This is a genomic window from Rothia mucilaginosa, from assembly GCF_964211445.1.
Taxonomy (GTDB): domain Bacteria; phylum Actinomycetota; class Actinomycetes; order Actinomycetales; family Micrococcaceae; genus Rothia; species Rothia mucilaginosa_E.
Window position 1 is genome coordinate 31,889 of the sequence record NZ_CAXOQT010000008.1, and the last position, 17,431, is coordinate 49,319.

The window sequence follows — 17,431 nt, forward strand, 5'->3', positions numbered from 1 at the left end:
CATGCGCGTAACCTCGACCAGTCAAACCGCCCAACCCGGTAAGCTAGTAGTGTGAATGAAACGATGATGATGATTTGCGCGATTGTGCTGGGTGTACTGGTTATTGCCGGTGTGCTTTTCGCCGTTCTGCGTCGACCCAAGAAGACCGCGGACCTGCAGTCTTTGCGTCAGGAGGCGGCTAAGGCCTCCGGCGGTTCGGCGGAAGAGCCCGAAAGCTCGGCACCTCGCGCTATTGAACTTGATATGCCTGACCCGTCCGCGGGTCGCCTGGTGCGCCTGCGTGCCCGCCTGGCTCGTTCGAACAATATGCTCGGCAAGGGCCTGCTGGCTCTGCTTTCTCGCGACCGCATCGACCAGGACGTCTGGGATGAGGTTGAGGAAACCCTGTTGCTTGCCGACCTGGGTTCTGAGCCGACCACCCGCCTGGTGGAGGCGCTGCAGCAGCGCGTGCGCGTTGAGGGTACGAGCAACCCCGCTGCGGTAAAGAAGATGCTCCGTGAGGAGCTCGTGAAGATTGTTCGCCCCGACATGGACCGCGAACTGAAGACCGCCGGTAGTGACGGCAACCCCGGCGTGGTGCTGGTCGTTGGCGTGAACGGCGTGGGTAAGACCACGACCGTCGGTAAGATTGCCCGTGTGATGGTTGCTGACGGTCAGTCCCTGATTCTGGGTGCGGCGGATACCTTCCGTGCCGCTGCGTCTGAGCAGTTGACCACCTGGGGTGACCGCGTGGGCGTGAAGACCGTGCGTTCTGAGAAGGAAGGCGCCGACCCCGCATCCGTCGCGTTTGACGCTGTGAAGGCTGGTAAGGAGCAGGGCGTTGACACCGTGCTCGTGGACACCGCGGGCCGCCTGCAGAACAAGTCCGGTCTGATGGACCAGCTCGGCAAGATCAAGCGCGTGATTGAGAAGGAAGCGCCGGTCACCGAGGTTCTGCTCGTGATTGATGCGACGACCGGCCAGAACGGTATGGTTCAGGCGAAAGTCTTCGGCGATATTGTGGACGTGACCGGTATCGTGCTGACCAAGCTGGACGGCACCGCTAAGGGCGGTATCGTGGTCGCTATTCAGGAGGAGCTCGGCGTTCCCGTCAAGCTCATCGGCCTGGGTGAAGGCCCGGACGACCTGGCGCCGTTCGACCCGGAAGCATTCGTGGACGCGCTGCTGGACTAGCATCCCTCATATTCCGCCGAGAAGCCACATGTGTTTGGAACACATGTGGCTTCTCGCGGTTAATGGGTGGGTAATGACGACGGGCAGTACACGATTCGAAGCTCTGGGATATTCTGAATTTAGAAGACGCGCAGGGCCCTCAAACGGTCGGGCGCATCGCACACCATACAACCCAATTCACCCCGAAACTCAGCGAAGGAGCCACCATGGCAGCCGCCCTCCCCGGAACTCTTCCCAACGCCAACTACCAGCCCACCTACCGCTCCAACGGCGCCTGCGACGACCTCGCCGCACTCGTTGCACCCTACAATCTTTCGCGCACCCAGCTCGCTGAGGCTACCGGCATTGCCGACGAGGCGACCGTGAACAGCTGGGTTGTGCAGTGCTGCCCCGACCTTGTCGCGGATGCGCCCGCACCCCTCGATCCGGTCCTGCGCTACCTGGACGAAACCTACCTGCCCGATTCCGCTAACTGGCCCGGCGAGAACCCCTACGACGAGTTCGTCCTCGAGAACATCGCCGCCCGTATGCTCGCTCGCGTTGTTGCTAACACTTTCGGTTCTGACCGTTCCGGCGACTACCGCGAACTGCTCGCGCTCATTGCGACCCTCGTACTGATTGCCCGCTACTGGGATGGCACCGATGAGGCTTTCCTGACCCTGCTCAACGCCGAGCCCACCGCGCAGGCGGAAGAGTCCCTGCAGGAGGCTATCGCGAACGCCCCCGAGTCCCTGCACCCGCTCCTGACCGAACTTCTGCTGCCCGCCCTGCGTGAGGCGCGCGGCACCTTCACCGCCGACGAGGCACGCCTGCTGACCGGCTATGCGCTCGCCGCCGGATACTACGCGGGCGAGCACCCCTACGAGACCCTGAACAGCATCCACGTTGCGTTTGCCGCGGACCGTACCCTGCCCGATGCTGAGCAGATTCGCCGCGTTGAGGACGTCCTCAAGGCTAACTTTTCCGCCGCCCGTGCGGAAGCCGGCGCTACCGAGAACTCGGAGCCGCACCACTTCACCCTGCCCGGCAACCAGGACGGCTACGAAACTGCCGCGCACCTGCTCGCCGCCCTTCCCCAGGCACACGACGCTATCGCTTTCGGTACCCAGCCTGGTGAGGGAACCAGCGCGCTCGCTGATGACCGCCGCGCCGCCTTCACCCTGTACCTGTGCTACCTGGTGCTCGGCGATGACGAGTCCTCGGAGGAGCGCGCCGCGGAGCTCTACCGCGCAAGCCGCGAGAAGTAGGTTTTCGCGCCCGGTAGATACTCTGACCCGGTAAGCGCTCTGCCTGCAGATACTCTGCTCGTAGACACCCTGCCTGCAGACGCTAAGAAGCCACATGTGTTCGGAACACATGTGGCTTCTTGCGGTTAATTGTGGTCAGTGTGGTGGGATTATTCTCAGCGGTGACTTTATACGGCGAATTTACACAGCTACGGGCTGTTCCGCGCGGATTGCACTGTAGGTTGCGTCGCTGACGGTCACGCCGTACTGCTTGGAGGCGAGTCGCAGAATCTCCTCGACGGTGTAGATGCGGAACACACCGCCTCCGGTTGCCTGCGCGTATTCACGCAGCAGCTGACGGTTTGCGAGCTGGTGTACGGGCTCGTCACCCGATGCGGCGCGTACCTGCGGGCCGTTGCGTAGCCAGGTGTCGCGCACGCCGCCGGTGACGAATACGCAGTCGGTGCCCTTCACGCGGGTGGTGGCTTCGGCGATGCACTGGTTCCAGAGCGCGAAGTCGGCGTCGAAGGAGGTGCTCGCCAGCAGCGGGTGGCCCTGTTCGAGTGCTTCGCGGCACTGCTGTTCGTGGCGTTCGGGGCTGGGGGCTGCGCCTACGTGTCCGGTGAAGATGCGGTTCAGTCGCGGCAGGATCGTGTCGTCTTCGCGGCGCGCCACGTTGATGGATCCGGTGTCGGTGGTGGGTTCGAGAATCCGCATGATCTGCGCGATGGAGTGGTCCAGCTGGTGCGTGACTGAACGTAGCGCACTCCAGGGGGAGTGGCTTTCTGCGGGCAGGGTTTCTTTGAAGGATGCGAGCGCTGAGCGGACGCGTTCTGCGGCGGCGGGCACGGGGGATGCGCCGTCGAGTGCTGCCCAGAATTCTTTGAGTGCCTGGTGGGGGAGAAAGGCGTGTCCGCGGAGTTGGGAGTAGGCGCGGAGGATTTCGTCGCTAATGTGGGTTGGGTAGTTGTAGAGGCTTGCAAGCGCGGTGGAGTCGAAGGCGACGAGAATTCCGGGGTGAATGGAAGTCAGCGGTTCGCGATCGAGTTCCTTGTACTCGACGAAGTCTGAGTACAGGGTGCGTGCTTGACGGGTGATTGACATGAATCCCCTCCGGGTATCGAGTATGGTCGGTCAAATGCGAGTGCCGGAGAAGTCGAGGAGAATAATCCATTCCAGTGTATCGGCCTTCTTTGGCAGGTGATGGAGTTTCGGTATAAATATTTTGTTTATTACGTTTAGGTTTAGCCCGATGGTGTGTTACTGCATGTCAGAGTCATTTTCGGGTCTATGTTTTAGCTGTGAATTTCGCCGCGTGACGTCTATGCTGCGCGGTTTTTTCTGCGTTGTTATGAGCAGTATAGAACAAAAAGGTGCATTAATGTGCAAAATCTATGGGGTGGCGCTCAAAATGACCTCAGAAAACCCCTCCCACCTGCACATAGGACGCATATAACACGCGGGGGACAAGGCGCGAAAGTAGATGAACATTTATTCCCTCCTGTAAACTTTAAAGTGACTGAAATTTGATAAAGGAGAAGAGTAATGTCAGAGCTGACCACTCAGGACCAGGCAGAGGAGCAGGGTCCCGCCCGCACCGTCGTCGTGGCAGAAGACGAGGCATTGATTCGCCTCGACATCGTAGAAATTCTGAAGGACCAGGGTTTCGATGTTGTTGCAGAAACCGATAACGGCAAGACTGCCGTCGAGCTGGCGCAGAAGCACCGCCCCGACCTCGTCCTCATGGACGTGAAGATGCCGATTATGGACGGCATCACCGCAGCCGAGGAAATCGCGAAGGAGCAGATTGCTCCCGTCGTTCTGCTGACTGCATTCAGCCAGAAGGAACTCGTCGACCGTGCCGTTGAGGCAGGCGCTATGGCGTACGTCGTCAAGCCTTTCTCCCCGAACGATCTGGTTCCCGCAATCGAGGTGGCAATCAGCCGCTACGAGCAGATTCGTGCCCTCGAGAAGGAAGTTGGCACCATCCGCGACCAGTTCGAGACCCGCAAGCTCGTTGACCGCGCAAAGTCGCTGCTCATCACCAAGATGAACCTGACTGAGCCGGAAGCATTCCGCTGGATTCAGAAGACCTCCATGGACCGCCGCCTGTCCATGCGCGAAGTTTCTGACACCATCATCAAGCAGCTCTCCTAAGCACAAGACGTACACAGTACGTGACAGTACAGGTACGAATGCACGCTACGGCGAAGACTAGGATTCGCCGCTGAGCACACACAGCTGGTGCAGTGATGAGCCAGCGCCTTTATTCATGACACACAAACGCCCCACCCCTCACGATGAAGCTGAGGGACGGGGCGTTCGTGTTTAACCGTTCGTTTCTGACCGTTCGCGGGTACGCGCGGCGAACCGGGTGCCTAGCGCGGGTGGGAACCCTAAGGCAGGCAGAGCCTAACGCAGGTAGCGGTTCAAATCGTCGTCGTCATTGTTGGGGCCGCTGATGGGGCGGTCCGTCGGAGAACCAGCCCAGAGCATGCCACCGGTACCGAGCATCACGCCCAGCCACCAGAAGCTGCCGGGATTATTAATCGCGGTCACCAGGCACACCAGCATCACACCGATTGCGATGGGCAGGACAATGCGCTTGGCGCGCACAATCTTCGGGTAACGCTTGAAATAGGGGGTGCGCTCGCGGGCCATGGTTGTCCTTTCGTTGGGGGTCGTTCCCTCTACCTTAGCTTAGACGGTGTTGGCTTAGGCGGTGGGGCGGGGAATCAGCATGTTGGTGATGCGTGCGGTGCAGGTGGTGCGGCCGCGCTCATCCACAATGTCGATGGAGTGGATGCATAGGGTGCGTCCGAGCTTAACGGCGGTGCAGGTTGCGGTGACCACACCGGAGACTGCCGGGCGCACGTGGGTTGCGTTGATGTCCACGCCGACTGCTACGAGGTCTTCGCCGCCGTGCACGCCTGCAGAGAGGGAGCCGAGGGTCTCGGCGAGCACCACGTTAGCGCCACCGTGCAGCAGGCCGATGGGCTGAGTGTTACCGGCGACGGGCATGGTTGCGACGGTGCGTTCTGCGGTGAGTTCCTGGAACTTAATGCCCATGGCGGGGATGAGCTCGCCCAGGCCGCGGGGGAAGTAGGAGTGCAGGTGCTCGGGGATGCCGCTCTCGGTCAGCTGTGCCTTGATTTCTTCTGCGGTAAGGGTGGTGGGTGCTGCCGCGCGGACGGGTGCGTGCTGTGTGTTGTTTTCAGTCATGACTTCCAGTGTACTCCTCGGTTTTTGGTGCTTTGACCTGCGGGGGGAGGCTCCGGGTACGCATCAGCCCCGCCTCCTGAATGGGGAGACGGGGCTGAAAAACGCTGCGGAGGCGGAGAGGGTTAGGCGGAAATAGCTTCTGCCTTTTCGATGTCCTCGTCGCGGATTTCCTTATCGGGGTTCACGCCACTTGCCTTGGAGATACGTTCGGTCAGGGCTGCGATGGTCGCGTCACCGGTCACGTTGGTTGCGGTGCCGAAGGAGTCCTGAGCCAGGTACAGGGCAATCATCAGGGCAATCATGGAGGCGTCGAAGCCGAGCATGGACTGCAGCAGACCGATTGCGGTCATCACGCCACCGCCGGGAACGCCGGGAGCGGCAACCATCATCACGCCGAGCACCAGAATCATGGGAATCAGGCTACCGAAGTCGGGGTGCTGACCGGTCATGAATAGCACTGCCACCGAGCAGGAGGTAATGGTAATCATGGAGCCGGAGAGGTGAATGGTCGCACACAGCGGAATCGCGAAGTCCACCACGCGGGGCGAGATGCCAGCCTTCTTTGCCGAACGCACGGTCACCGGAATGGTTGCAGCCGAAGACTGGGTACCGATTGCGGTGAAGTATGCCGGGAGCATGGCTTTGAGCATCTGGATAGGGTTACGGCGAGATACCGCACCAGCCACCGAGTACTGCAGTACCAGGGTGACCCAGTGCAGAATGATCACCATGACGAACACCAGACCGAAGACCGAGAGAATCTTCGCCACCTGACCGGCGAGGGTCATGTTCGCAAACACGCCCACGATGTGCACGGGCAGCAGGGGAATAATCACGTAGCCGAGCATCTTCTCAACGATGACCTGGAAGTCCTCGAAGAGGTTCAGCATCGCACGGGTCTTCAGGGCGGTAATGCCCAGGCCCAGGATGAAGGAGAGAATCAGTGCACTCAGCACGCCCATAATCGGGGTCAGCTCGAAGGAGATGTAACCCTTGGAGAGAGCGTTCTCGGGGTTGTCGAAGGAGGCGAGCTGCTGGCCCTTCAGAATGATGGGGTAGAGCAGCAACGCGCTAATCAGTGCCAGGAAGCCAGCGAGGATGCTGGAAACGTACGCCAGGCCCACGGTGATGCCGAGCATCTTGCCCGCGCCCTGCGCGAGGGAACCAATGCCGGGCACGATGAAGCCGATAATAATCAGCGGGATAGCGAAGCTCAGGAAGGCGCTGAACACGGTAGAGAAGGAGACGAAGAGCTGCACAATGAAGTCAGTGGGGATAGCTGCTCCGGTTGCGTCATTGATGCCGCTAATCATTCCGGGGGTGAGCATGCCGATGAGCACGCCCGCTGCGATCGCGATGATAATCCACGCGAGGAGGGGAAGTTTTTTGAGTGCCTTCATAGTTTCCTAAATGAGGGTTCGTTGTGTGTTGAGCGTGGGAGGTGCCCTCACGGTCTGGTGAATCCTGCCGGTGAATTCTGGGTAGAGTTCTGCCTATGAATACACGGGGGTGTGGGGGTTTCCTACGCTGGAGGCGATAATAAGGTTATATATTATCTGGAAACTGTATTATTATCCACCTCACATAGTGGCTTGGGGCACAGTTTTGCAGGAAAAACTCACCAAACGCACCCCACGAGCACCTATACATCACCTATATATGAGGTAAAACTCCTTCCCCGCACCCCGCCAAACCGCCACACGGAACGGCGCGAGGACTTACACGGCGCCTGCACCCAATACGGCGCGGGCGCCTCCTTGCAGGGCTGACCCGCACCCGTCGAAACTAGCCGCTCGAACCCAGCCGTCACGAACCCAACCACCGAGAAAACTCAGACTCGATACACTAGAGGGGTGACTACAGAGAACAAAACCCTCCTGCTCATTGACGGACACTCCCTCGCCCTACGCTCCTTCTTCGGCATCTACACCATGGCGGAGAAGACTGGACAGCACATCTTCGTGCGCAGCGACGGCCAGCACACCGAAGCTGTCCACGCCTTCCTCTCCACCCTGCTGAGCATCATCAAAGACAACCAGCCCAGCCACATCGCCGTAGCCTTCGACCTGCCCGGCGGCACCTTCCGCACCGCCGAATACGGCGAATACAAGGGCGGCCGCAACGCCATCCCCGAAGCCTTCAACGGCCAGATTGACCTCATCAAGAAGATGCTCGGCGCGCTGAACATTCCCGCGCTCACCTACGAGAACTACGAAGCCGACGACATCGTCGCAACCCTCACCCGCCGCGGCACCGAAGCCGGCTACAAGGTTCTCATCCTCTCCGGCGACCGCGACATCTTCCAGCTCGTCACCGACGACGTCACCCTGCTCTACCCGGTCACCACCGGCTCCTCCAAGGGTATTCAGCGCATGGACCCCGCCGCCGTCGAAAAGAAAACCAAGGTGCCCCCGCACATGTACCCCGACCTTGCTGCCCTCACCGGCGAGCAGGCGGACAACCTGCCCGGCGTGCCCGGCGTGGGCCCCGGCTTCGCCGCCAAGTGGCTCGGCGAATACGGTTCCCTGCAGGGCGTGCTCGACAACCGCGACAAGATTGGCGGCAAGAAGGGCGAGGCGCTGCGCGAGAACGTGGACAACGTGGTGCGTAACCGTCGCCTCAACCAGCTCGTCAACGACCTCGACCTGGACGTCACCCTCGAAGACACCGCATTCACCCCCGACCTGGATGCACTCAACACCTTCTTCGACGAGGTAGAGTTCCGCACCATCCGCAAGCGCGCCGCCGACACCCTCGGCCCCATCGTGCGCGCCGCCGGATCCGCTGGCTCCACCAGCTCCGCCGCAGAAGCAGGGGAGGAGGGCGCCGCCAAGAAGGCACCCACCGGCCCCGTCTACGCACCCATCGCCACTAGCGCACCTACCAAAAACGCAGACGCAGCAGCATTCCGCGCCTTCTGCGCCGCCGCAGCCGAAGAAAACTACGGCACCGACGAACAGGGCGCGCCCATCGCCGTACCCGAACGCCTCGAAGGCGCCGTGACCCTCTACCCGGTCACCAACCTGCCCGTAGCACGCCCCGCCATCGGCGACGCACCCGCCGTCAAGGTCACCAAAACCAAGATCCGCGCCGCCGAAGAAAACCCCGAACTGCTCGGCGTGCTCCTCACCAGCAAGAGCACCAGCCTCTGGATTGACACCCGCAGCATCGACCCGGAACTTGACGCCGCCCTCGCCGCGTGGCTCTCCGACGAAGCAGCCCGCAAAATCGTCATGGACCTCAAGGTTCAGCGCAAACTCATGCGCGCCTACGGCTACGAACTCGCCGGCGCCGTCGAAGACCCCGCACTGTCCTCCTACATGTGCGGCTTCATCCCCACCGCAACCCGCAAGCTCTTCTCCGAACGCATGGAAGACCTCGCCGAACGCTACCTCTGGATTCCCAAGGACCCCTACGCACAGCTCGTCTTCCAGCCCGAAGAAGAAGAGGCAGAACCCTCCCTCTTCAGCATGCCCGGCGAAGCCGAACCCGTCGAAAACCTGCGCTACTTCACGCAGATTAGCCGCATCATCCACGAACTCGCGCGCCTGCTGCACTACGAAATGGAAGAGCACGGCCAGCTGAAGGTCTACGAAGAAATCGAGCTGCCGCTGCTCTACGTCCTCGCAGACATGGAGCAGGCAGGCATCGCCGTCTCCGACGCGCTCCTTGCCGAACTGCACGACACCTTCTCCGCACGCGCCGCCCAGGCACAGGACGCCGCACGCACCATCGTCGGCGACACCGTCGAAACCGACGACGGCGAAGAACCCCTCAACCTCGCCTCCGTCAAACAGCTGCAGACCGTGCTCTTCGACAAGCTCGCCCTACCGCACACCCGCAAAATCAAGTCCGGCTACTCCACCGACGCCGAATCCGTCACCGAACTGCTCACCAAAATCTCCCCGGAGTCCGACGGTGCCGCATTCCTCGGTGCGCTCGCCGCCTACCGCGACAACATCAAACTCGTACAGACCGTCGAAGGCCTGCAGAAAGCAGCCGCCGACGACGGACGCGTGCACACCACCTTCCAGCAGGGTGCCGCATCCACCGGCCGACTCTCCTCGACCGCACCGAACCTGCAGAATATCCCGATCCGTACCGAGGAAGGCCGCCGCATCCGTGGCGCCTTCATCGTCGCGCCCGCACCCATCGACGGTGTGGAGTACGAGGGTCTGCTCACCGCCGACTACTCGCAGATTGAAATGCGCATCATGGTGCACCTCGCCGCCGACGAGAAGCTCATCGCCGCCTACGAAGCGGGGGAGGACCTGCACCGCTACGTCGGCTCCGAAGTCTTCGGCGTAGCCCCCGAGGACGTCACCCCCGAGCAGCGTTCCAAGGTCAAGGCAATGTCCTACGGCCTGGCGTACGGCCTGTCCCGCTTCGGCCTCGCCAAGCAGCTGAATATCAGCTCCGACGAAGCAGGCGAACTGCGTACCAACTACTTCAAGCGCTTCGGACGCGTGGGACGCTTCCTTCGCGGCGTGCTCAAGCAGGCACACCAGGACGGCTACACCGAAACCATTTTCGGTCGCCGCCGCGTGCTGCCCGACCTGGACTCGCCCAACCGCGTACGCCGCGAAGCCGCCGAACGCGCCGCCCTCAACGCCCCCATTCAGGGCACCGCCGCGGACATCATCAAGATCGCCATGATCAATATTCACCGCCGCCTACGCGAAGAGGGTTTGAAGACCCGCATGCTGCTGCAGGTGCACGACGAAATCATCCTCGAAGTCGCCACCGGTGAGCGTGAAGCCGCCGAACGCGTACTCGTCGAGGAGATGAGCGGTGCCGCATCCCTGCGTGTTCCTCTGGATGTGCAGGTCGGCTGGGGTAAGTCCTGGCAGGAGGCGGGTCACTAGGTTCGTCTCGCCACTCGACTCCGTTTGGTTGCGTGCGAAAAGCGGTATTCGTCCTCGTTCCTACAGGGCTGGGTGGGTGGGTACGCTATACCCTTCCTCCGCTCCTGCAGGGGCACCCGCCGCACCCGGACGCTCCGCTCTCTCCTTGCTTCGCTGCGGAGAGCGTCCGGGTGGGCACCCTGATGTCGCTTCCGGAGGGTATAGCTACCCCGCTCCGGTTAGGCTTGGTGCGTCGTGTGGAGGGGCGGTATCGTCCGTAGTGACATCAGGGTGCCCGAAGCGAAGCGAGGGCGGGTTCCCTGTAGGAACGAGGACGAACGCCGCACCCTCCGCAAACCACAACTCTAAAACCGCAAATAAGTACGGGAATTCCGGGCGCGTAACCATTGACGACACGCCCGGGATTCCCGTACACTGTTAATCGCGTGTACCAACGTACGGGTTTTCTATGCTCTTTTTCTCCCTGAGAAAACGGGCGCAGACCGCTCGTACACCCTGCTTAAAGCATCTGCTTCCGGTGGGTGGTACACATTGTAAGTATCCGTCAGCTCGACGTTTCCTCACCCCAAGTCATGGTGTTCGCGGCCCTATGCCGTGCGCGCCGGGGTGAAAAAGTGAGCCAGCCGGCGCCTCCACCCGGAGGTGTTGAACGGCGAACCGGCAGCGTCGACCTATTAGAAATCCAATTGGAGCCCTCACTACATGAGCACCAACATCCCTCAGGTCGCAATCAACGACATCGGCGACGAGCAGGCATTCCTCGAGGCTGTCGAGCAGACCATTAAGGTCTTCAACGACGGCGATCTCGTCTCCGGCCAGGTTGTTAAGATCGACCACGATGAGGTTCTGCTCGACATCGGTTACAAGACCGAAGGCGTCATCCCCTCCCGCGAGCTGTCCATCAAGCACGACATCGACCCCTCTGAGGTTGTCGAGCTCGGCTCCGAGGTTGAGGCACTCGTCCTCACCAAGGAGGACAAGGAAGGTCGCCTGATCCTCTCCAAGAAGCGCGCACAGTACGAGCGTGCATGGGGCGACATCGAGAAGGTCAAGGAAAACGACGGCGTCGTTACCGGTACCGTTATCGAGGTTGTCAAGGGTGGCCTCATCCTCGACATTGGTCTGCGTGGCTTCCTGCCCGCATCCCTCGTTGAGATGCGCCGCGTCCGCGACCTCGCTCCCTACATCGGCCAGCAGCTCGAAGCTAAGATCATCGAGCTGGACAAGAACCGCAACAACGTTGTTCTGTCTCGCCGTGCATACCTGGAAGAGACCCAGTCCGCTGTTCGCTCCTCCTTCCTCAACGAGCTGGAGAAGGGTCAGGTCCGCGAGGGCGTTGTCTCCTCCATCGTCAACTTCGGTGCATTCGTGGACCTGGGTGGCGTGGACGGTCTGGTTCACGTTTCCGAGCTGTCCTGGAAGCACATCGACCACCCCTCCGAGGTTGTCGAGGTTGGCCAGCCCGTTACCGTCGAGGTTCTCGAGGTGGACCTGGACCGCGAGCGCGTGTCCCTGTCTCTCAAGGCAACCCAGGAAGATCCGTGGCAGGCATTTGCTCGCACCCACGCTCTGGGTCAGATTGTTCCCGGCAAGGTCACCAAGCTCGTTCCCTTCGGTGCATTCGTGCGCGTTGAGGACGGCATCGAGGGCCTCGTCCACATCTCCGAGCTGGCAACCCGCCACGTTGACCTGGCTGAGCAGGTCGTCTCCGTTGGTGAAGAGGTCTTCGTTAAGATCATCGACATCGACATGGACCGCCGCCGCATCTCCCTGTCCCTCAAGCAGGCAAACGAGGGCGTTGACCCCAACGCTACCGAGTTTGACCCCGCTCTGTACGGCATGGCTGCAGAGTACGACGAGGCTGGCAACTACAAGTACCCCGAGGGCTTCGACCCCGAGGCTAACGAGTGGCTGGAAGGCTTCGACGCACAGCGCGAGGCTTGGGAAGCACAGTACGCAGAGGCACAGGCTCGCTTCGAGGCTCACAAGGTTCAGGTTGCTAAGGCTCTCGAGGCTGACGCAGAGGCTGCAGCAGCAGCTCCCGCAGCAGCTGAGCCCGCACCGACCTCCTACTCCTCCGAGGAGCCCGCTTCCGCAGGCACCCTCGCATCGGATGAGGCACTGGCTGAGCTCCGCAAGAAGCTGACCGGCAACTAATCTGCCGCTCAGATGAGCACTCATCAGGCGTTATAGCCGATAGGTGGCCCCGCGGGGCCGCTTAGAGCAGAGGAACCCCCTTATCTCCCGTTTGGGAGGTGAGGGGGTTCTTTGCGTTATGGGGAGGCTGGGGCCCGGGGTAGGTTTTGGGTGCCGGGTGATGCGGGGTGTTGAGGTATCTTTAGGCGGCGGTCATCTGCTCCCACACGGCGCGCACCTGCTCGGCGGTCTCCTCCAGCGAGCCGCCATTATCGATAATCCAGGTGGCGACCGCCTCACGCTGCTCATCGGTTGCCTGCGCGGCAATGCGGGCACGCGCATCCTCCTCACTCATGCCGCGTGAAGAGACCAGGCGTTGCAGGCGGGTCGCCAGGGGAGTGCGCACCACGACCACGCCGTCGAAGGCGGACGGGTCACCGCTCTCCACGAGCAGCGGAATGTCCTCCAGAATGATGCCGCTGAACCCCGGCTCGGACTGTGCCTGCTCCACCAGCTGTGCGGCACGCTCACGAATAGCCGGGTGCACAATCGCGTTCAGGCGCAGACGCGCCTGCTCATCATTGAACACAATATGCGCCAGAGCGGGGCGGTTGAGGGTGCCGTCCTCATCGAGCAGATGCTCACCGAACTCCGCGACCGTGCGGGCGAGCACCGCCTCGCCGGGCTCCATGAGGGAGCGGGAGATAGCGTCCGCATCCACCAGGAACGCGCCCTGCTCAACGAAAAGGGAGGCGATGGTGCTCTTGCCGCTGCCGATACCCCCGGTGAGGGCGTAACGGCGCAGGGCAGTAGGCGCGGGGGAAGAAGATTGGGACATGGACGGTGCTCCTGACGGGCTGTGCCACAATAGATAGGTACTGATTAGAGGAGGACACATGCAGGAAGAAACTCGCGCCAACCGCTACCTTGTGCCGCGCGGCGATGAGCCCTATGAGAGCCTCCTCGAAATTAAGCGTAGCGAATTTATTGGCCACATCAAGCGCGTGAGCACCGTCGAGGAGGCGCGCGCCTACATTGAGTCGGTGCGCAAGACCTACCACGATGCCCGCCACGTGTGCTCGGCGTTCATTATTGGTGCCGACCGCGATATTCAGCGTTCCTCCGATGATGGTGAGCCCGCCGGTACCGCCGGTGTACCGATGATGCAGGCGCTGCTGGCGCGTCAGACCCGCGAGGATGGCACTACTGACCTGTCGGATGTGGTTGCCGTGGTTGTGCGCTATTTCGGCGGCATTAAGCTCGGCGCGGGCGGCCTGGTGCGCGCCTACACGGATGCGGTGGTGCAGACCCTGGACTCGGCTCAGTTCGATTCGCGTGAGCGTCTGCGCGTGGGTCAGGTGCCCAGTTCGCATGCGGACGCTGGCCGTCTGGAGAACGAAATCCGCGCCGCCGGTCTGAATGTGCTGGGTACCGAGTACGGTGCGGAGGGTGCCATGATTTCTCTGGGCGTGTTTGATCGCCCCGAGGAGCTGGAGCGTGCCGAGGAGCTGGTGGTGAGCCTGAGTTCCGGTGCGGCGAGCGTAACCTGGGGCGATACGCAGTGGGTGGATCTGCCGGTCTAGGTTTCCGCCCCTTACCGCCACCTGGATTGCCGGGCTAAATCATTCTCATAAAGGTCTCAAAACCTAAAAGGTAGTCCAACCTTAGTTAATAGTTACTCTAGCCCTAGTAATTGCCTGCTAAAGCTGATAGCCTAAACAATGTTGCGGAACGCACACGCCCCTCCACGGCACGGGCAACGGGTTCATTACCAGCGGTAACCCAGCCCCGGCGCCTCCACGAGGGAGCGCGTACGCCCGCACCGACGGGCAGGGCTCAACGCTGACATCTCAGCGCGGAGAACTGGGTACTATCTCAGCGCTGAGGTCCTGATGCTGACGTCTTGAAGCTATAGCCTAGTTACTCAAGGAACGAGGCACAGCTGTATGCCGGTACTATACGAGCCGGCAGACGGTGGTGTGTGTGCATGAACCATCTGCCGGTAGGCGCTGAGCCCCGCCCGTCACCTTACGAAGAATCAGCTAACGAACGCTCTGAAGAGCGCAAGGTCGTGAAAACGTGACGCAGTCGGGAACCTACCGAGAACAAGCAGGTAAAAAATCACTGGAGCAGTCCGCGGGCAGCCGCGGCGGTACCGCAACCCTCAACCGTGGGGGAGCGCGCCTCCCTAAGAGGGGTGCAGTCGAACAGCTCGAACCCGCCACTGTTGCCCAGTTGCTCAACGCCTACCGCCAGCAGAACCTCGGTACCCTGTTGAGTGTGCTCACGCAGCGTCCGGCAGAATTCGCCCGCCAGCTTGGCAGGCTCTGCCGCGTCTTCCCCGAACATGTTCACGCTATCGCCCAGGCATTCGGCACCGTTGGTCGTGCCCTGCCCATTGATGAGCTCGTGCGCCTGCACAACCGCTACTCCAACGCCGCCCGCGGAGTCGGCGAACACCTCAGCCTGGACAACTCCGGCGTGGCGCACCTGGTGCAGAGCCCCGCACTCAGCCGTGAAGGGGCGGGCCACCTGCTCATGGCGGTTGAGCTCTGCCTCGCCGGCAGGATGCGCGGGCTCACCGTCGCCATGCCCTCCACCGAGGCATTCACCCCGGCTGAGCAGGCACCGAGCCTCGGATCCTGCAACCCCGCCCTGGACGGCGCCCTCAACGCGTTCGAACCGGCAGGCTGGGAACCCTTCCACCTGGACGGCAGCGAGGTGCTGCTCGCGACCGGTGTGCGCGATGTGCCCGACGGCTACGAGCTGTCCCTCTGGCTACTCGACGACGACTATCGGTGCCGTGCCCGCATTGAGCGAGGCGCCCCGCAGGTGTGCGTGGCAAGCTTCTACGACGAGGAAGTCATCACCCGAACCGTGGAAGAAACCGGGTCGGGTGAAGCCGGTCTGGTCGAAAACTACCGCGTGGAGGAGTACGCGGAACTGGACTTCCTCAACGCGATGGACCGGCAGGTGCGCTACGTGGCGGTCACCGCCACCGTGGGTGAGCCGCTGCTGGCGGCGCTGAACGAGAAGAGCACGGTGCCGAACAGCATCCCCGACCCGGCGGCTTTTGCGAACGGTGCGGGCGCCTCCCGGTTTGAGGGGAGTATCCGCCCGGATATCCGCACCGCCGCCGTGGTTGGTAAGAGCCTGCGCACCGTCAACCACCGCGGCATGCTGCCCGTGCTGGGCGTGCCGAACCGTACAGTGTGCGCGGTCATTGACCTGTACAAGCAGCGTATCTGCGTGCCGGGCGTGGGTATTCCGCGCGGGCTGAGCGTGGAGGATGAAGAGCGCACCATGCAGCTGATTTTGAGCGCCCTGAACGGGTACCTTCCGCTGACGAACCGGGCGCTGATGAGCCTCGCCGGAGCCACCGTGGAGGTGCGCTAACGCAGCGACCAACTAACGCTGTAGCGAACACTGCGAACCAATAAATACCGCCTGGAACCATGCCTTGAGCACGGTCCCGGGCGGTATGTGCACACAGGAATAGAGAGAAGAAGAGTGAAAAACTTGGAGCCCCGCCAGCTCCGCTGAGAATCCAGAGGCTCCACAAGAGCTCCAGACGTAGAGCCTCGGTAGAAGAGCCTCAGCAGAACCGGCGGGGGTAGCTACAAAACTAGCGAACTAGCGAGCCACGGGGACTACTTTGCGGGGCCCTGGCCGTTGATGATGCGCTGAGCCTCATCCTCGGTCAGGTTGTAGCCGTAGAAGGTCGAGTAGAACTCGCGGGTCTCCTTCACCAGGTCAACGTCGGAGAACTTCTCGGGATGGAACAGCTTCGCCGCCCACAGAATCTGCAGAGCCTCCTCGGCGGAGTAGCGGTCCCAGTTGAAGGTGCCGACCGGGTTCTTAATAATTTTGCCGTTCTTCACCGCCGGAACGTCAGCCCACGCGGCGTCCGCCTTAATCGCGTCCACGCCCTTCTGCGCATCCGCGCCGCCAATGATGATGTACTCCGGCTGTGAGGCAATAATCTGCTCCAGGGAAATGTTCTTCAAGTTCTCCACGCCGTCCAGGGAGTTCTTCGCACCCGAAAGCTTCATCCATTCACCAATTAGGGAGTTCGAGCCGTCCACCTTCGTCAGGTCAGAACCGCCCGCAATGTGCAGAACCTTCGGGGACTCGGTGACGTCCTTCAGGCGCTCCTTGATGAGGTTCTCGTTCTTCTCCAGGTACGCCAGGTACTTCTCGGCACGCTCAATCGCCTCATCGGTGCCAATAACCTCAGCGGTCAGCTCAACGGTGCGCTTCAGGTCCGCGAAGTTCTGGAACTCCACGTGCACCGCCGGGATGCCCGCCTCAGCAGCCTTCGAAATCTGATCCTTCGACGAGGCGAGCAGCACCTCCGGCTTATCGGCAAGCAGCTGCTCCATGTTCACGTCGGTGCCCTTCACCGGCGCATCAACCTTTTCAATACCGGGGTACACCTGCTTGAACCAGGACAGGGACTTCACGTTCGTTGTGGTGGACACCAGCTTCTCGGCACCGCCCAGCAGCAGAACCACCTGGTTGTTTGCGTGCCACAGGTCAGCGATGCGCTCCGGGTTGGTGGGGACGGTGACCTCCTTGCCGTCAATGTCCTTAATGACCTTGGTGCCGTCGCCGTTATCCTTCACGAAGAAGCTGGTGTGCTTCTTCGCGGAATTACTCGAAGCCGAAACGGAGGTCGAGCTCGAAGCCGAACCCGAGGAGGAAGCGGTGTTTGCGGCACCGCAACCGGTCAGGGCAGCCAGCAGCAGGGAAGTGGTCAGGGCAATGCCGGTGTGGAACTTCGTAATCTTCATGATGTGTCTTTCTGTG

At 61.5% G+C, this 17,431-nt stretch carries 13 protein-coding genes; 7 read left to right on the forward strand and 6 right to left on the reverse strand.

What is annotated here, in order from left to right:
• Positions 1–63 precede the first annotated feature (63 nt).
• Both ftsY and AB8E48_RS03160 read left to right on the forward strand, forming a co-directional pair.
• Entirely contained in the window at positions 64–1,173 is a 1,110-nt protein-coding gene (ftsY, locus tag AB8E48_RS03155; protein WP_368885755.1) for a signal recognition particle-docking protein FtsY, read from the forward strand.
• 206 nt (positions 1,174–1,379) lie between these two features.
• Entirely contained in the window at positions 1,380–2,420 is a 1,041-nt protein-coding gene (locus tag AB8E48_RS03160) for a glycosyltransferase (protein ID WP_368885730.1), read from the forward strand.
• Positions 2,421–2,600: 180 nt separating this feature from the next.
• Here AB8E48_RS03160 and AB8E48_RS03165 read toward each other — a convergent pair whose 3' ends face one another.
• Positions 2,601–3,503: a PIN-like domain-containing protein gene (locus tag AB8E48_RS03165; RefSeq protein ID WP_368885731.1), complete on the reverse strand. Its 903-nt coding sequence runs from the start codon at positions 3,501–3,503 to the stop codon at positions 2,601–2,603.
• A gap of 441 nt (positions 3,504–3,944) precedes the next feature.
• Between AB8E48_RS03165 and AB8E48_RS03170 the strand changes: the two genes are divergently transcribed.
• The gene (locus AB8E48_RS03170; RefSeq protein WP_049327112.1) at positions 3,945–4,556 is read left to right on the forward strand and encodes an ANTAR domain-containing response regulator; all 612 of its coding nucleotides are present in this window, start codon (positions 3,945–3,947) and stop codon (positions 4,554–4,556) included.
• A gap of 255 nt (positions 4,557–4,811) precedes the next feature.
• Here the strand turns inward: AB8E48_RS03170 and AB8E48_RS03175 are convergent, their stop codons facing one another.
• The 3 genes from AB8E48_RS03175 to AB8E48_RS03185 all read right to left on the reverse strand — a co-directional run bounded on the left by AB8E48_RS03175 (position 4,812) and on the right by AB8E48_RS03185 (position 7,021).
• On the reverse strand, positions 4,812–5,060 hold the full coding sequence (locus AB8E48_RS03175; RefSeq protein WP_049341350.1) for a hypothetical protein: 249 nt from the start codon (positions 5,058–5,060) through the stop codon (positions 4,812–4,814).
• Between the two features lie 54 nt (positions 5,061–5,114).
• The gene (locus tag AB8E48_RS03180; protein WP_070847530.1) at positions 5,115–5,621 is read right to left on the reverse strand and encodes a PaaI family thioesterase; all 507 of its coding nucleotides are present in this window, start codon (positions 5,619–5,621) and stop codon (positions 5,115–5,117) included.
• Between the two features lie 122 nt (positions 5,622–5,743).
• Entirely contained in the window at positions 5,744–7,021 is a 1,278-nt protein-coding gene (locus AB8E48_RS03185; protein WP_368885732.1) for a dicarboxylate/amino acid:cation symporter, read from the reverse strand.
• A 453-nt stretch (positions 7,022–7,474) separates the two neighbouring features.
• On the opposite strand from AB8E48_RS03185, the gene polA reads away from it, so the two are divergent.
• Positions 7,475–10,486: a DNA polymerase I gene (polA, locus tag AB8E48_RS03190; RefSeq protein ID WP_368885733.1), complete on the forward strand. Its 3,012-nt coding sequence runs from the start codon at positions 7,475–7,477 to the stop codon at positions 10,484–10,486.
• Between the two features lie 702 nt (positions 10,487–11,188).
• Positions 11,189–12,643, forward strand: coding sequence for a 30S ribosomal protein S1 (gene rpsA, locus AB8E48_RS03195; RefSeq protein ID WP_314728891.1), 1,455 nt, complete (start codon positions 11,189–11,191; stop codon positions 12,641–12,643).
• 181 nt (positions 12,644–12,824) lie between these two features.
• Here the strand turns inward: rpsA and coaE are convergent, their stop codons facing one another.
• Complete coding sequence (coaE, locus tag AB8E48_RS03200) at positions 12,825–13,460, reverse strand: dephospho-CoA kinase (RefSeq protein WP_368885734.1); 636 nt, start codon at positions 13,458–13,460, stop codon at positions 12,825–12,827.
• A gap of 58 nt (positions 13,461–13,518) precedes the next feature.
• Between coaE and AB8E48_RS03205 the strand changes: the two genes are divergently transcribed.
• Both AB8E48_RS03205 and AB8E48_RS03210 read left to right on the forward strand, forming a co-directional pair.
• Positions 13,519–14,205 (forward strand): YigZ family protein, encoded by a 687-nt coding sequence (locus AB8E48_RS03205; RefSeq protein WP_368885735.1) that lies wholly within the window; start codon positions 13,519–13,521, stop codon positions 14,203–14,205.
• A gap of 496 nt (positions 14,206–14,701) precedes the next feature.
• Positions 14,702–16,018 (forward strand): 2-oxoglutarate dehydrogenase, encoded by a 1,317-nt coding sequence (locus tag AB8E48_RS03210; RefSeq protein ID WP_368885736.1) that lies wholly within the window; start codon positions 14,702–14,704, stop codon positions 16,016–16,018.
• 254 nt (positions 16,019–16,272) lie between these two features.
• Here the strand turns inward: AB8E48_RS03210 and AB8E48_RS03215 are convergent, their stop codons facing one another.
• Complete coding sequence (locus tag AB8E48_RS03215; protein WP_368885737.1) at positions 16,273–17,415, reverse strand: ABC transporter substrate-binding protein; 1,143 nt, start codon at positions 17,413–17,415, stop codon at positions 16,273–16,275.
• Positions 17,416–17,431 lie beyond the last annotated feature (16 nt).

What these genes read in the sequence shown, in the direction of transcription:
- ftsY (WP_368885755.1), top strand. Translation starts at nt 64, where the DNA reads ATGATGATGATTTGCGCGATTGTGCTGGGTGTACTGGTTATTGCCGGT.
- AB8E48_RS03160 (WP_368885730.1), top strand. Translation starts at nt 1,380, where the DNA reads ATGGCAGCCGCCCTCCCCGGAACTCTTCCCAACGCCAACTACCAGCCC.
- AB8E48_RS03165 (WP_368885731.1), bottom strand. Translation starts at nt 3,503, where the DNA reads ATGTCAATCACCCGTCAAGCACGCACCCTGTACTCAGACTTCGTCGAG.
- AB8E48_RS03170 (WP_049327112.1), top strand. Translation starts at nt 3,945, where the DNA reads ATGTCAGAGCTGACCACTCAGGACCAGGCAGAGGAGCAGGGTCCCGCC.
- AB8E48_RS03175 (WP_049341350.1), bottom strand. Translation starts at nt 5,060, where the DNA reads ATGGCCCGCGAGCGCACCCCCTATTTCAAGCGTTACCCGAAGATTGTG.
- AB8E48_RS03180 (WP_070847530.1), bottom strand. Translation starts at nt 5,621, where the DNA reads ATGACTGAAAACAACACACAGCACGCACCCGTCCGCGCGGCAGCACCC.
- AB8E48_RS03185 (WP_368885732.1), bottom strand. Translation starts at nt 7,021, where the DNA reads ATGAAGGCACTCAAAAAACTTCCCCTCCTCGCGTGGATTATCATCGCG.
- rpsA (WP_314728891.1), top strand. Translation starts at nt 11,189, where the DNA reads ATGAGCACCAACATCCCTCAGGTCGCAATCAACGACATCGGCGACGAG.
- coaE (WP_368885734.1), bottom strand. Translation starts at nt 13,460, where the DNA reads ATGTCCCAATCTTCTTCCCCCGCGCCTACTGCCCTGCGCCGTTACGCC.
- AB8E48_RS03205 (WP_368885735.1), top strand. Translation starts at nt 13,519, where the DNA reads ATGCAGGAAGAAACTCGCGCCAACCGCTACCTTGTGCCGCGCGGCGAT.
- AB8E48_RS03215 (WP_368885737.1), bottom strand. Translation starts at nt 17,415, where the DNA reads ATGAAGATTACGAAGTTCCACACCGGCATTGCCCTGACCACTTCCCTG.